At 62.2% G+C, this 13,553-nt stretch carries 13 protein-coding genes and 1 riboswitch; of the genes, 1 reads left to right on the top strand and 12 read right to left on the bottom strand.

What is annotated here, in order from left to right:
- Window position 1: 1 nt before the first annotated feature.
- The gene (locus tag AADA15_RS08145; RefSeq protein ID WP_341641060.1) at window positions 2–424 is read right to left on the bottom strand and encodes a DUF1636 family protein; all 423 of its coding nucleotides are present in this window, start codon (window positions 422–424) and stop codon (window positions 2–4) included.
- A gap of 105 nt (window positions 425–529) precedes the next feature.
- A riboswitch (cobalamin riboswitch) is annotated at window positions 530–749 on the bottom strand.
- 61 nt (window positions 750–810) lie between these two features.
- On the opposite strand from AADA15_RS08145, the gene cobO reads away from it, so the two are divergent.
- A complete protein-coding gene (gene cobO / locus AADA15_RS08140) occupies window positions 811–1,446 on the top strand; it encodes a cob(I)yrinic acid a,c-diamide adenosyltransferase (RefSeq protein ID WP_192964159.1) in 636 nt (211 codons plus the stop codon).
- Window positions 1,447–1,452: 6 nt separating this feature from the next.
- Here the strand turns inward: cobO and glpD are convergent, their stop codons facing one another.
- The 11 genes from glpD to metG all read right to left on the bottom strand — a co-directional run bounded on the left by glpD (window position 1,453) and on the right by metG (window position 13,438).
- Window positions 1,453–3,018 carry a glycerol-3-phosphate dehydrogenase gene (gene glpD, locus AADA15_RS08135; RefSeq protein ID WP_341641059.1) on the bottom strand — a complete coding sequence of 522 codons (1,566 nt, stop codon included), beginning with the start codon at window positions 3,016–3,018 and terminating at the stop codon, window positions 1,453–1,455.
- Window positions 3,011–3,811 (bottom strand): DeoR/GlpR family DNA-binding transcription regulator, encoded by an 801-nt coding sequence (locus AADA15_RS08130; protein WP_341641058.1) that lies wholly within the window; start codon window positions 3,809–3,811, stop codon window positions 3,011–3,013. The genes glpD and AADA15_RS08130 overlap by 8 nt, the downstream gene beginning before the upstream one ends.
- A 185-nt stretch (window positions 3,812–3,996) precedes the next feature.
- Window positions 3,997–5,076, bottom strand: coding sequence for a DUF1513 domain-containing protein (locus tag AADA15_RS08125; protein WP_341641057.1), 1,080 nt, complete (start codon window positions 5,074–5,076; stop codon window positions 3,997–3,999).
- A gap of 17 nt (window positions 5,077–5,093) precedes the next feature.
- Complete coding sequence (locus AADA15_RS08120) at window positions 5,094–6,116, bottom strand: imelysin family protein (RefSeq protein WP_341641056.1); 1,023 nt, start codon at window positions 6,114–6,116, stop codon at window positions 5,094–5,096.
- Window positions 6,113–7,585: a di-heme oxidoreductase family protein gene (locus AADA15_RS08115; RefSeq protein ID WP_341641055.1), complete on the bottom strand. Its 1,473-nt coding sequence runs from the start codon at window positions 7,583–7,585 to the stop codon at window positions 6,113–6,115. Before AADA15_RS08115 ends, AADA15_RS08120 begins: the two co-directional genes overlap by 4 nt.
- A 55-nt stretch (window positions 7,586–7,640) precedes the next feature.
- A complete protein-coding gene (bfr, locus tag AADA15_RS08110; protein WP_341641054.1) occupies window positions 7,641–8,129 on the bottom strand; it encodes a bacterioferritin in 489 nt (162 codons plus the stop codon).
- A complete protein-coding gene (locus AADA15_RS08105; RefSeq protein ID WP_341641372.1) occupies window positions 8,077–8,370 on the bottom strand; it encodes a (2Fe-2S)-binding protein in 294 nt (97 codons plus the stop codon). The genes bfr and AADA15_RS08105 overlap by 53 nt, the downstream gene beginning before the upstream one ends.
- A 199-nt stretch (window positions 8,371–8,569) precedes the next feature.
- Window positions 8,570–9,580 (bottom strand): porin, encoded by a 1,011-nt coding sequence (locus AADA15_RS08100; protein WP_341641053.1) that lies wholly within the window; start codon window positions 9,578–9,580, stop codon window positions 8,570–8,572.
- 93 nt (window positions 9,581–9,673) lie between these two features.
- A complete protein-coding gene (locus tag AADA15_RS08095; protein WP_341641052.1) occupies window positions 9,674–10,954 on the bottom strand; it encodes an imelysin family protein in 1,281 nt (426 codons plus the stop codon).
- A gap of 91 nt (window positions 10,955–11,045) precedes the next feature.
- Window positions 11,046–11,216 (bottom strand): hemin uptake protein HemP, encoded by a 171-nt coding sequence (gene hemP, locus AADA15_RS08090; RefSeq protein ID WP_341641051.1) that lies wholly within the window; start codon window positions 11,214–11,216, stop codon window positions 11,046–11,048.
- Window positions 11,217–11,719: 503 nt separating this feature from the next.
- Window positions 11,720–13,438, bottom strand: coding sequence for a methionine--tRNA ligase (metG, locus tag AADA15_RS08085; protein WP_341641050.1), 1,719 nt, complete (start codon window positions 13,436–13,438; stop codon window positions 11,720–11,722).
- Window positions 13,439–13,553 lie beyond the last annotated feature (115 nt).

Raw genomic sequence — 13,553 nt, 5'->3', positions numbered from 1 at the left:
GTTACTCCTGAGATGGGCTGTCATCCGGCACAGGGGCCGGGGGGATGCGGGCAATGGACTGTTTGCGGAAAACCTGCGGGCGTTCGCGCCAGGGCACAAGGCCATCCTCGGTGGCGGCATAGGCGGCGGCGCCTTCGAGGATTTCCGCAACGTGCTGGTCCGGGTCAAGGTCGCCGTAGATATAGCTCCAGCGGTCCGCGCCGCCGCTCAGCACCATCGAGCAGCCGCGCTTGCAGGCCGACAGGCACTCGACGCCGCGCACGGAAACGCCATCGGGCAGATCGGCGCCTTTTAGGGCCTCAAGCAGAAGGGTGCCGGGGCGGGTGGCCTCCGGGTCAACACCCTCGCGCTTGCAGGTCGTGCAGACGGTCAAAAGAACCGGTGCCTTGGCCAGGGTCTGGCTGTCTGACGTGTCTTTCGCCATGATCCGGCGACTCCTTCGCGTTCCTTTGGACAGGCGGGGAAGAGCCAGAGGGGAGCCGCCTTGCTGCATCGGCTCTCATCCGGTCGCGGAAACACCCCGTCCGCCCGTTGATCTTATCCGTTGGCAGGTCTCCCGGCTTGCGGATTTCAAGGCCTGTGCGCAGGGCGCGGGGCCTTTTCGGTCCTCCTGCCTTCCCGGTTTCACCCAGTGGCGTGGAGACCTCTCCGGTCACGGTCGCGGGGGCGGCTGTGCTTGGGGTCGCGCGCGGCCCTGTCACATTCCCTCTTCGCCTGCTGTCGCAGGAACCAACAAAATCCCCTTGCGCTATTGGGGGCTTCCTTGTCAAGACATGGGACCTAACCGCGCAAGCAGCAGGAGTGGACCCGGTGAGCGAAAAGTCCGAGAACGGCATTTCAGAAGAGGAAGCGGCACGTCACGCCTCCAAAATGGCCAAGAAGAAGGCCGCCCGCGATCGCATGATGGCCAACAAGGATGGCGAAAAGGGGCTGATCATCGTCCACACCGGCCCCGGCAAGGGCAAATCGAGTTCGGGATTCGGCATGATCATGCGCTGCATCGCCCACAAGATGCCCTGCGCGGTGGTGCAGTTCATCAAGGGCGCCTGGCAAACTGGCGAGCGGACGTTGATCGAAGAGAATTTCAGCGACCTGTGCCAGTTCTACGCCATGGGCGAGGGCTTTACCTGGGAAACGCAGGACAAGGCGCGCGACATCGCCGCGGCCCGCGCTGGCTGGGAAAAGGCCAAGGAAATGATCCTCGACGAGAAGAACACAATGGTTCTGCTCGATGAGATCAATATCGCGCTGCGCTATGAATACCTCGACCTTGAGGAAGTGCTCGAGTTCCTGGTGGAGCACAAACCCCCGATGACCCATGTCGTGCTGACAGGCCGCAACGCCAAGGAAGAGCTGATCGAGATCGCGGATCTCGTGACCGAAATGGGCCAGATCAAGCATCCCTTCCGCGCCGGGATCAAGGCGCAGAAGGGGGTGGAGTTTTAAGCTGCATCAGGCGGCAGATTTGTCGCGGATATAGGTGTCCACAGCCTCGCGCTGGGCCTCGTTCAGACGCAGGCCCAGCTTGGTGCGCCGCCACAGGAAGTCGTCTCCGCTGCGCACCCATTCGTGTGAAATGGTCCAGTCCAGCTCTCGTGCGGTGATGGTGGCGCCGAAATCCTGCCCCAGGTCCTCGGTGCTGCCTGCCTTGCCCAGAACGTCCCAGGCCTCGGTGCCATAGGCGCGGATCAGGCGGCGCACAGCATAGGGCGACAGGAAGGGATAGTCCGCCGCCAGCCGGTCCTGCAGTTTCGTGACGTCGGCAACCGGGAAATCACCGCCGGGCAGGGCCACTCCCGCCGTCCAGTCTTGCCCGACACCGGGCAGCGCTTCGGCAATCTTGGCCAGTGCGGCCTCGGCCAGTTTGCGGTAGGTGGTGATCTTGCCGCCAAAGATATTCAGCAGCGGCGCCGCACCTTTTTCCAGTGTCAGCACGTATTCGCGCGTGGCGGCCGTGGCCGAGCTGGCCCCGTCATCATACAGCGGGCGCACGCCGGAGTAGGTCCAGACGATATCCTCGCGCTGGATCGGTTTTTCAAAGTACTGCGAAGCGAATTTCACAAGGTAGTCCTGCTCTTCGGGCGTGCAGGTCGGGGCTGTCTGCGGATCGGGGTGATCGGCATCGGTGGTGCCGATCAGGGTGAAGTCTTCCTCATAGGGGATTGCAAAGATGATCCGCCCGTCCGTGCCCTGGAAGAAATAGCACCGGTCGTGGTCGTACAGCCTGGGCACAACGATATGACTGCCCCGCACAAGGCGCACGCCTTCGCGGCTGTTCTGGCCCAGTTTCTGGCGCAGCACGTCGGCGACCCAGGGGCCGCCTGCATTGACCACCATCCGGGCGCGGCGCATGAAGACCTCGCCGGTGGCGCGGTCCTTGAGGTGGATCAGCCAGTGATCCTCGGCGCGTTCGGCCACCAGAACCTCGGTACGGGTCATGATCTCGGCCCCGCGCGCCTGAGCGTCGCGGGCGTTCAGCACCACAAGGCGCGCATCCTCGACCCAGCAGTCGGAGTATTCGAATGCGGTCTTGAACTTGTCCTGCAGGGGCGCGCCGGCTTCATCCTGCGTGAGGTCCAGCTTGCGCGTTCCGGGCAGGATCCCGCGCTTGCCCAGGGTGTCGTAGAGGAACAGGCCCAGACGGATCAGCCAGGCCGGGCGACGGCCCTTCATCCAGGGCATCACCAGGGTCAGCAGGCGCGAGGTGGGTGTTTCGCTGTCAAACCGCATATCCTTGTGAAACGGCAGTACAAAACGCATCGGCCAGGAAATATGCGGCATCGCCTTGAGCAGGACTTCGCGCTCGATCAGCGCTTCGCGCACAAGACGGAACTCGAAATACTCCAGATAGCGCAGGCCGCCGTGAAACAGCTTGGTGGAGGCAGAGGAGGTAGCCGAGGCAAGGTCGTTCATTTCCGCAAGGCTGACCGACAGGCCGCGCCCGGCCGCATCGCGGGCAATTCCGCAGCCGTTGATGCCGCCGCCGATAATGAAGAGGTCGGTGATGTTCTCATCCATCGTTTTCGCTGCTTTCGTTTTGAGTTTCGTTTTCGCCTGCGACCAGAATGCGTGTTCCGGCCGTGCGGGCGGCCTCGGCGAAAGGGTCAGGGACAGGGGCGTCGGTGATCACCAGATCCAGATCTGCCACATTGCAGATCCGCACCGGGGCGGACCGCTGGAATTTGCTGTGATCGCAGACCAGAATCCGGGTGCGGGCGTTTTTCAGGATCGCGCGGGCGACCGAGACTTCACGGCCGTCGTGATCCAGCACAGCGCCGTCTTCGTCCAGGGCTGAGGCGCCGATCACCGCAAAATCCACCTTGTAGCGCGAGATGAATTCGACCGCGTCTTCGCCAACGATGGCGCCGTCGCTTTGCCGCACTGCGCCGCCCACCAGCACCAATTCACGGCTTTCGCCGCCCATCATCATGTTTATGATGTTGATATTGTTGGAAATAACGGTCAGGCCGCGATGGCCGGACAGGGCACGCGCCACCTGCTCGGTCGAGGTGCCGATATTGAGCGTGATCGAGCAGTTCTCCGGGATGACCTCGGCTGCAAGGGCGGCCATGGCCTGTTTTCCATCGGCATTGAGCCTGCGCCGATCCTCATAGGCGCGGCTGGCGCCTGCGCTGATGCGCACCGCACCGCCATGAACGCGCGACAGGGCGCCACGCTCGGACAGATCCCGCAGATCAGCGCGGACGGTCTGAAGCGACACGCCAAAGCGTCTCGCCAGGTCATCGACCTCGACACGGTCCTGCGCGTTCAGCAGTTCAACGATTTCGTTTTGGCGCGTTGGGGCATCCATGAGCTTTCCTTTTCTGAATCTCACATAGTAAATGTCTTTCGGTTTGTCATCGTTTTAATTTCGAAAATACGCGCTTTGAGCCTTTCGGCGCATTTTTCCCCGCTTCGCACGCGGATAGCCATTGCCCCCGCCCCGCAGAGGGGGCGGACCTCACCCTGTGCCCGAAAGGGGTGCTTCAGGGTTGGTCAGGCGAGCCGTATCAGGTGGTTATCCCAGGCGATTGGCGCCTGTGCCAGCGGGGTCACGCTGTCGGAGCCAATCTGCACGATCCGGCCGGTCCCCGAACTGGAAATCAGGCCGCCCGATCCCTGAGCCAGACCGCAGACATCCGCCAGACGGAGTTCTGCACTGATCCTGCCGCTTTCGGTGTCCATCACCTGCACGATACCGCCACGGGGGGAGGTCACGGCAACCTGTCTGCCATCCCCGGAAAAGGCGACCGATCCGCCATAGCCTGCGAGATTGCGCAGTCGCGGGTCGTCCTCTGCCATCAGGCAGGGGGCGCTGCCAAATCGGTGCAACCCGACAATCGGAACATCCGCGCCCTGATCTCCCTGCCACTGCATGGCAAAGGCCACGGTGCCATCGGCGCGCATCGCAAGGTGGCGGATCGAGTTCTTGTGCAGGTCTCGCCCGAGTTCGATCTGTTCCTCCACCGTGCCGTCAAAGCCGAGGTAGCTGAGATTGGGCCGCATGGTCGGGGTGTTCAGCTTGGCCCGCCCGCTGTCGGGATGGGTTTCGATGCCGCCATTGGCGACGACCACGCCTGGCCCATCCATGCGCAGCATGATGTCATGCGGTCCAACCCCGCCCGATGAAAAGCTGCCAATGCGCCGGTAGCCTGCGGCCGCATCCCACAGGCCAATGATGCCGCGCCCCGCCTCAAAGTCATTCTCGGTGGTCATCAGCAGTCCGCCGTCGGGGGTAAAGACACCGTGCCCATAGAAATGATGCGCCTCTGGGGGCGTGAGTCGGACCAGCCGGGCGCCGCTGCGGCAGTCGATGACATCTGCGAACCGTCCGGGGCGCCGGGCAAAGGCGACGGCCTCGGGGCGGCTGGGATGGGCCGCTGCCGCGTGGCCGCGCGCGGGGATGTCGCGGGTGAAGAGGATCTCACCGGCTTCAGTGAGCCCGGCCAGCAGATAACGGCCATCGGCCGCTTTCCCCGCCGACAAGAAAGCCGGGGTGCCAAGATCGGCCCAGCTTGCAGCAGGGGCCATGCCTGCGGCCAGTAGGCCCGCCAGAAATCCACGTCTTGAGGGCATGGCAGTCTCTCCTGGTGTTAGTCGCCATCCAGCGCATTGAAGCCAACCTCGACGCCCAAGGCGGGGCCAAGGGTGGTGCCGATCTCTTCACGCAGGTTGCGAAGGTCCTGTTGCAGGGCTTCGATACGCAGGCGCGGTCCCGGCGCGGCGACGCCCGCAAGCACGGGATCCTCCAGACGCTCTGCATGGGCGCGCACGGTTGCAAAGGTTTTGGCCAGCGCTTCCTTCAGATCGGGGATGTCGGCAGACAGGATGAGGGCAAGATCCTCCAGCGCCTCAAGCGACAGGACCACATGGCGCAAAGAACGGCCGGATCGATAGGCCTCGGCCCGGTTCGGGCGCGGTTTGTCGTATGTTCCAAGGGGGCGGCCCAGCCGCATATCGATCAGGATCTGCAGGCCGGTATCCAGCGCCTTGAACAGCTCCTGCTTGATTTCGGCGTCGCTATGATAGCGATCACCCGGCTGTCGCATTTCATCTGCAAAAGTCTCGGTCCAGTCTCGGTCGATGGCCGCGCTGGTTGCGGCAATATCGCGGGTGATCGCGCGCGTTAGCGCGCAGCGATAGGCGGCGGTTCCGGCCTGCTGCAGGTCGGTATCGTACAGCAGGAACTCGAGGGCATAGAACCCACGCGCTGCGATCGAGACCGTGGAATAGGCGTCCGGATCTGTCACGATCGGATCGCCGTTCCTGATCAGCGCCTGCAGGGCCTTTGGCGTCTTGCCCCGGCTGTCGGGCCAGAAGGCCAGGGCAAAGGCGCGGTTATCGGCTTCGGTAGGGCCAAACCGCAGGTGGCTGACCTGGACCCAGGCGTCAAAGCCCGCGCCATAGGCGGCGCGCAATGCTGCGGATTCCGGATTGCAGTCGTTTTCGGCAGCTTCGCTGAGCGCAGTGGAGGTTTCAGCCAAAGCGTGAAAACCCGGCAGGATGTGCCCATCAATCGCTGCGCCCACCATATCGGCGCGCAAGGCAGATGGCGCCAGAGCCATGGTCAGCGAAAGGGCCGGGGCCAGAAGGTGGGGCAGGTTGAAACGTGTCATAGGCTCTCCAGAAAGAGGATAAGGTCGGCACGGTCCTTGGGCGACAGGGCGATCACATGATCGCGGGCGGGTTTCGCCTCGCCGCCGTGCCAGAGGATCGCCTCCAAAAGCGTGCGGGCGCGGCCATCGTGCAGGAAGGTGGCGCGGGGCGATACCTGCTGCGTCAGCCCGATCCCCCACAGCGGAGCGGTGCGCCATTCGCGGCCCGTTGCACGCCCCTCGGGGCGGTGATCCGCAAGGTCGTCTCCCATGTCATGCAGCAGAAGGTCGGTGTAAGGCCAGATGAGTTGGAAACTGTGCTCGGGGCGGTCCTTCAGTCGATGCGTCACGAACTTCGGCCTGTGGCAGGAGGCGCAGCCTGCCGTGTAGAAGATCTCTTTCCCTCGCAGAACCGCCGGGGAGCCCGCCTCGCGGCGCGCGGGCACGGCCAGGTTGCGGGCATAAAACGTGACCAGATCCATGTTGGGCTGGTCGATCTCTGTTTCGCGTGCGTCTGCATCCCCGTGCGGCGCTGCGCGACAAGCGCTTTGGGCGGGCGAGCAATCCCCCCATGCCGCAGGAAAGAGAGGCGTGGAAATGCCGATGTCGCTGGAAAAGGCGGCCGCAGATTGCTCGTGCACCGTGGGCATTCCTGCCTTGAGGCCAAAGCGGCCAAGCATGATCTGTTGAAACTCGCTTGACCAGACAAGGTTGGCGCGGCCCGAGATGCCGTCCCCGTCAGTATCGTCAGGGTCGGCTGTGGCAAGGATGTCAGCCGCCGGGATCGCCTCAAGAAGGCCAAGACCGATCATTGCGGGAGCCACGCGTGGGGACAGCATCGCCTGCGGGTGCAGGGGGCCATAGCCCAGGTCCGTCGCGCTGTAGGTGGGTTTGCGCAAGGAAACGGTTTCGCCGCCGTTCAGTGCGATCGGGACTTCTTCGTATCGGATGTCGAGCCGGTATTCCGGTGCAAGGCCGGGTGCGGAGAAATCTTGGAGCTGATCGCCATATGACGGGTCGGGCAGGGTGCCGATGTAATCGTGGATCGCCGCCAGCCCGACCGGGACGGGACCGGGGACCGAGATGCGCAGGAACATGCTGGCCGAGGTGTAATCCGGCCCCTCCGGCACATGGCCGCGACCGTCCTTGATATGGCAGCGCTGGCAGGAGCGCGCGTTGTAGAGCGGGCCCAGACCGTCCGATGCACGGGTGGAGGAGGGCGAGAAGACCCAGATCTTCTTGAACAATCCGTTGCCGAGCTTGAACTCCAGCTCCTGCTCGAACGAAAGGTTCGCCGAGTGCTGCGAGAACGCCTCGTCATCGCGGAGGGCCCGAACGGTGGCAGCGCCCGCAGGCAGGGCCTCATAGGGTTCGGGAGTACTGAAGGCTGTCGCAGGGGCCGTGATCTGACCTATGCGAGTGGCTTCCTCTTCGCTGCGGGGGATCACGTTCAGATGCGGATCACCCAGGGACAGGAAGCCGAGATCCATCGCACCGGCAGGTTCGGCAAAGCTGGCTGCGGTCAGGGCCGCAGCCAGGCAGAGGTTACTCTTCGACCTCTTCCATCTTGGTGGCGTTGAGTTGCGCATAGTTTTCGGCACCGATCCGGTCATGCAGCTCGAGCTGGGTTTCGAGGAAATCGATATGCCCTTCCTCATCGGCCATCAATTCTTCGAACAGTTTCATGGTTACGTAGTCGCCTGCGCTGTCACAGACCTCGCGGGCTTCCTTGTAGAGGGCCCGGGCACTGTGTTCCGCGGCCAGATCGCATTCCAGCGTTTCCTTCGGGGTCTGGCCAATGCGCAAGGGATCCAGTTTTTGCAGGTTGGGATGACCGCCAAGGAAGAGAATCCGCGCGATCAGCTTGTCGGCGTGCTCCATTTCCTCGATGCTTTCTTCGCGGCTTTTCTTGGCCATGCTCCCAAGGCCCCAGTCGTCCTGCATCCGGTAGTGCAGCCAGTACTGGCTGACGGCGGTCAACTCATGGCGCAAGGCCTTGTTGAGATACTCGATGACGGTTGGGTCGCCCTTCATGGCTCATCTCCTGTCTGTGTGGCGCGCGCAAGTTTCGCAGCTGCGCAGGTACGTTCAGCTTATCATTGCTTCGCATGGTGTCGAGGAAGAGCGGCATGCATCCACCACAATCAGCGGATTTACCCAAGGCGTGGTAGATTTTTCCCGGTGTAATAATGGTTTCCGGATCAGCGGCTCGCATCCAGTCGATCGCGGCGTGGATGTCATGATCGGTGATCTGAGTGCAGTGGCAGACTATCATCTTGCGGTTCCGGGCGCTGGTCATGCGGTGATCCATGGTCGGTGCCGGGAATATCTGACAAAAACAGTCGTCAAGCAAGCTGTATTCTTGATTTTTTCTATCACCTTTTATTGGGTCGTCCCATGGCAAAAAAATGGGCCGCAAGATCTGCGGCCCAGTACGGTCAAGCTGGAGGTCTCCAACCAAAACCGAGGGAAAATCAGCCACCCAGCGGAATGACGAGGCTAAGGCCCAGCGTGGTGTCCTCGACGCCCGAGTCGTCGATCTGGGCCAGCGCCGCTGACAGCGTCATGCCGTTTGAGAATTCGTAGTCGGCGGCAATCGAGGCCAGGTCGGTGTCGCCTGCGCTGTCAAGATCACGGCGCGCCAGGGTGCCCGAGAAGGTCCACTGACCCACCGCGTAGGCGGCATTCAGCGTGGCAAAGGTGGCGTCATCCGCGCCGCCGCCGAAGTGCGAGAAGGAGGCTGCTTCGGCAAAGAGGTCGAGACCGCCCGCGAAAGAGTGGCCGATGCCGATCACGAAACCCTGCTCGTCATCCACGTCGCCCGCGCTGGCACTGAGGTGCCGCGCGCCGACGTGAAAACGGGTGTCTCCGACGCTATGGGCCCACTGGATCGCAAAGTTGTCGAGCTCCCCTGTGTTGCCCGCACCGCCATCCGACGCGCGATTGCGGCCGCGATCCTCGCCCCAGGAGCGGCTGAGGCCGGTGTCGTCGGCAAAGAAGATGCCAAAGGAGAGCGTGCCTGCGCCATTCAGCTCGACATCCGCCAGTACGCCGATCTGTTCGGACAGTTCATAGTCTTCGGCCAGGGTGCTGCCAAAAAAGCCAGCGGCATCATCCCAGGCGGTGCCAAAGACGGGGTGCAGTTTACCGACCGAAACCGTCGTCGCCTGGCCGATGCCAAAGCTGAGGCCCAGTTCCTCGACATAGAGGCCCATGTCGTCGAAGGTCCGGTCAACGGTGGCATCCGTCACGCTTTCCGCGGTCAGCGTCGAAAACAGCGCAACGCCATTGCCGAAGGTATAGGTGCCGGTGGCGGTGATCATCAGATAGGTGTCGCGGATTTCATTCGCGGGCGCGTCCGAGGAAACGACTTGTTCGTTGCCAATCTCGATTTCACCTTCCCAGGTGAACTCCGCCTGTGCGGTTGTTGCGCACAGCATAAAAGGGGCGCCGAAAGCCAGCGCCAAGGATGTCTTTGTTTTCATTGGGTTTTTCTTTCAGGAGAGCGCATCCCAATAGCCCGCGGCGATCAGGATGACTTGTTGCTTGGATGAGTTATGTTATCACATAACATTGTCTTATTCGAAGACTGCTGCAGGATTGTCAAGGCTGTCAGAACCTTCGAAGGCGACATCGCTCAGTTTCAGCACGGCGACCGCGCGCTCGATCGAGCGGGTCTGGTCGATCAATCCGTTGACGCCGCCCATGATCAACGCTTCGCCTGCGGCGTTGCCCTGCTCCAGCATCTGATCATAGGAGAAGCCCGCTTCGGCTGCGGTCTTGATCCGGCCAAGGGCCCGCATGGTGTCAGCCAGCTTGCCGCGCAGTTCGGCGTCCAGGCCCGCATCCGAGGCGGCCACCAGATCCGAAAGCGAGTCTCCGGACACCAGCTCACCATTCACGCGGATGTATTCGCCCAGGTAGACGTTCTGCACGCCAAGGCCGTCATAGTAGTGGCTGTTGTGGGTGTTGTCGGAGAAACAGTCATGCTCTTCTTCGGGGTCATTCAGCATCAGGCCAAGGCGCATCCGTTCACCGGCCTGTTCGCCATAAGAGAGCGAGCCCATGCCGGTCAGCATCGCGACAATCCCGGCGCCTTCGTCCGCCATCAGCTCGGCCCGGGCATTCCCGCCGTCGGCCCATTGCGCAGCCATCCATTCCAGATCAGAGACGAGCAGATCGGTGGCCGCCTTGAGATAGGCACCGCGACGGTCGCAGTTGCCGCCGGTGCAGGCCTCGCCTGCGGCGTAGTCGGTCCAGGGGCGGTTGCCCGCGCCATGATCGGTGCCGTTCAGATCCTGGCCCCAAAGCAGGAATTCAATGGCGTGATAGCCGGTTGCCACGTTGGCCTCGACCCCGTCTGCCTCGTGTAGGGTTTCTTCCAGCAGAGCGGGGGTAATGCTGCTGGTGTCGATGGTCTTGCCTGAAAGCTCAAAGGCTGGGTTCGCAATCACGTTGAGCGCGGCCAGGGTGTTTTCATCGGATGGGCCACCGTAGGAGGCATCCACATAGTCGATCAGCCCTTCGTCCAGCGGCCAGGCGTTCACTTTTCCTTCCCAGTCATCGACGATCGCATTACCGAACCGGAACACCTCGGACTGCTGGTAGGGCACGCGCGCGGCCAGCCAGGCGGCACGGGCGGCCTGCAGGGCCTCGGCCGAAGGGGTTGCGATCAGCGTCTCTACGGCCTCCTGCAGTTTTTGCGCCGTGGTCAAACTGTCCTCATAGGTGGCCTGCGCGATATTCGCATAGGTGGTCAGGACGGTTCCCTTTTCCGGCGCTGCGCCTGCGGCGAATGCGGTGCTGCCCGCCATGGCGAGGCTTGCCAGGGCGGTTCCGGTGCGAAACAGAGACTTCATCGGTGTGATCCTTGTCTGGTCTTCAAAAGTTTGGGGTGTATGAGATGTGGCCCGACTTCGGCCCGGTCTGCGTTGACTGGTCGATGCGGGACTATTTGGTCAGGATCAGCTTGCCGGCGCGGGTGATGCGCAGGCTGTAGATCTGCCCGTTCAGCAGAATCCGCGCCTGGATGCCGCCGCGGGTCAGATCCTCGGCATGATAGGTCGGAAAGGCTTCGGTGGCGGCGGTTGCAGCCACCGGTTCAGGAGTGATCTGGTTCATGAGGAAGGCCCATTCTTGAAATCCGTCCTGTCGAATTCTGCCCGGTCCAACAGCCACTCAAGGCAAAAGCCAGAGAGCGTGCCAGAGCGCGCAAAGACGTCCGGCCAGATCCGGGACAGGCTGTCCTGGCAATCAGGTCCGGGCGCGCGCACTATCTGGTTCGGGGCAGGATTCGGCATGATGACGCATTTTGATTGTCTCGGTTCTTTCGGGCTGGCCTGACATGCGCCAGGTTGGCTGGATTGATCAATACCTGATTTAATTACTCAGTTTTGTCAATCTGAGTTTTTTAGTCGGAAATTGAATTTCCACGCCAACTGTTCCCGGTTTCGGGATAAAGCGCCGTTATCGCAGGTCCCGTTTCTGCGCCGTGCGCATTGATTTGTCGCGCGGTCCACCGGCGCTTGATCGGTGAGTCGTCTCGTGCGACCGGATGAGGCGCTGCCGCACAAAAGAAAAGGCCACCCGAAGGCGGCCTTTGCATCGTTCATAATGAAAGTGGATCAGTCGCGCGTGCCTGAAAAACGCGTCTGCCAGTCTTCGCGCTGCTCGTCGGTGATCTTGGCAAACAGAACCTCTGGCACGGTGAAACCATGCCCGGCGGGCAGGGCGGACAGGGCTGCCGCCACGTCGCTGGGCCAATCGGTGTCCGAGCTGTTCAATGCCTCCATCAGCTTGGCACTCGCCTCTGGAATGAAGGGTGCGCTCAGCACGGCGTAGAAGCGGATCAGGTTCAGGCCCAGGCGCACCTGAGCGGCGGCACGCTCGGGGTCTTCTTTGAAGACCGACCAAGGAGCCGCCGATTGCAGGTATTCGTTACCCGCAACCCAGATGGCCCGCAGCTCCTGCGCCGATTTGCGCACCTCCATGTTTTCCATGTGCTGCTCATAGGCGCGCAGACGTGTGGTCAGCTCTTCGATCAGGGCCGTTTCCTGTTCACCGTAGGCGCCGCCCGTGGGCACCGCTTCGCCGAACTTGGAGCGGCAGAACTTGGTGATACGGCTGACGAAATTGCCCAGAACATCGGCTAGATCCTTGTTCACCGACTGCTGGAAGTTCTCCCAGGTAAACTCGGAATCGCTGCTTTCGGGCGCATGGCTTAACAGCCACCAGCGCCAGTAGTCGGCGGGGAGGATCTCAAGCGCCTGATCCATGAAGACGCCGCGCCCCTGGCTGGTGGAGAACTGACCGCCGTCATAGTTCAGGTAGTTGAAGGACTTGAGGTGATCGACCAGTTTCCAGGGCTCACCCGATCCAAGGATCGTCGCCGGGAAGGACAGGGTATGGAAAGGCACGTTGTCCTTGCCCATGAACTGGACGTATTTCACATCCTCGGCGCCCTTGTCGGTGCGCCACCAACGTTCCCATTCGGCGTCCGGTTTGCCATGGGCATCGGCCCATTCCTTGGCGCAGGCGATGTATTCGATGGGGGCGTCGAACCAGACATAGAAGACCTTGCCTTCCATGCCGGGCCAGTCTTCCGCGCCCTTCTTGACCGGGATACCCCAGTCGAGATCACGGGTGATGCCCCGGTCCTGCAAGCCGTCACCATCGTGCAGCCATTTCTTGGCGATGGAGGTGGTCAGGACGGGCCAGTCGGCCTTGCTGTCGATCCAGGCGTCGAGCTGATCTTTCATGGCCGATTGGCACAGATACAGGTGCTTGGTCTCGCGCACTTCCAGATCGGTGGAGCCTGAAATGGCGGAACGCGGGTTGATCAGGTCGGTGGGATCCAGCTGTTTGGTGCATTCCTCGCACTGATCGCCTCGGGCCTTCTCAAACCCGCAGTTGGGGCAGGTGCCCTCGATATAGCGATCGGGCAGGAAACGGCCATCGGCGTTGGAGTAGACCTGCTTTTCCACCACTTCGCGGATCAGACCGGCCTCGGCCAGCTTGCCCGCGAAATGCTGGGTGAGGGCGTGGTTCTGCGGGCTGGAAGAGCGCCCGAAGTGATCGAAGCTGAGGCAGAAGCCCTTGGCGATCTCGGCCTGAACCTCGTGCATTTCGGCGCAGTATTCCGCGACCGGCTTGCCCGCCTTGGCGGCGGCCAGCTCGGCCGGGGTGCCGTGTTCGTCGGTGGCGCAGAGGAACATCACCTCGTTACCGCGCCCGCGCTGATAGCGCGCGTAAAGGTCGGCCGGCAGTTGGCTGCCCACAAGGTTGCCCAGATGCTTGATCCCGTTGATGTACGGGATCGCCGAGGTAATCAGAATGCGTTCCATACCATCCATCCACATGTCGCTTTGCCTGACCGTCTATCGCATGGCGGGGGCGGCGGGAACCCCGCCTGTGCCTTTCCGCGGAAAACCCGGCTGTTAAGTGAAGGGGTGCTTTTTT

The organism is Phycobacter sedimenti (assembly GCF_038148855.1).
GTDB lineage: Bacteria > Pseudomonadota > Alphaproteobacteria > Rhodobacterales > Rhodobacteraceae > Phycobacter > Phycobacter sedimenti.
This window is presented reverse-complemented; position numbering and strand designations above follow the sequence as displayed.

Bases quoted from the DNA above. Each gene is read 5' to 3' on its own strand.
- AADA15_RS08145 (WP_341641060.1), bottom strand. From the start codon at position 424: ATGGCGAAAGACACGTCAGACAGCCAGACCCTGGCCAAGGCACCGGTT.
- glpD (WP_341641059.1), bottom strand. From the start codon at position 3,018: ATGGATGAGAACATCACCGACCTCTTCATTATCGGCGGCGGCATCAAC.
- AADA15_RS08130 (WP_341641058.1), bottom strand. From the start codon at position 3,811: ATGGATGCCCCAACGCGCCAAAACGAAATCGTTGAACTGCTGAACGCG.
- AADA15_RS08125 (WP_341641057.1), bottom strand. From the start codon at position 5,076: ATGCCCTCAAGACGTGGATTTCTGGCGGGCCTACTGGCCGCAGGCATG.
- AADA15_RS08120 (WP_341641056.1), bottom strand. From the start codon at position 6,116: ATGACACGTTTCAACCTGCCCCACCTTCTGGCCCCGGCCCTTTCGCTG.
- AADA15_RS08115 (WP_341641055.1), bottom strand. From the start codon at position 7,585: ATGGATCTCGGCTTCCTGTCCCTGGGTGATCCGCATCTGAACGTGATC.
- bfr (WP_341641054.1), bottom strand. From the start codon at position 8,129: ATGAAGGGCGACCCAACCGTCATCGAGTATCTCAACAAGGCCTTGCGC.
- AADA15_RS08105 (WP_341641372.1), bottom strand. From the start codon at position 8,370: ATGATAGTCTGCCACTGCACTCAGATCACCGATCATGACATCCACGCC.
- AADA15_RS08100 (WP_341641053.1), bottom strand. From the start codon at position 9,580: ATGAAAACAAAGACATCCTTGGCGCTGGCTTTCGGCGCCCCTTTTATG.
- AADA15_RS08095 (WP_341641052.1), bottom strand. From the start codon at position 10,954: ATGAAGTCTCTGTTTCGCACCGGAACCGCCCTGGCAAGCCTCGCCATG.
- hemP (WP_341641051.1), bottom strand. From the start codon at position 11,216: ATGAACCAGATCACTCCTGAACCGGTGGCTGCAACCGCCGCCACCGAA.
- metG (WP_341641050.1), bottom strand. From the start codon at position 13,438: ATGGAACGCATTCTGATTACCTCGGCGATCCCGTACATCAACGGGATC.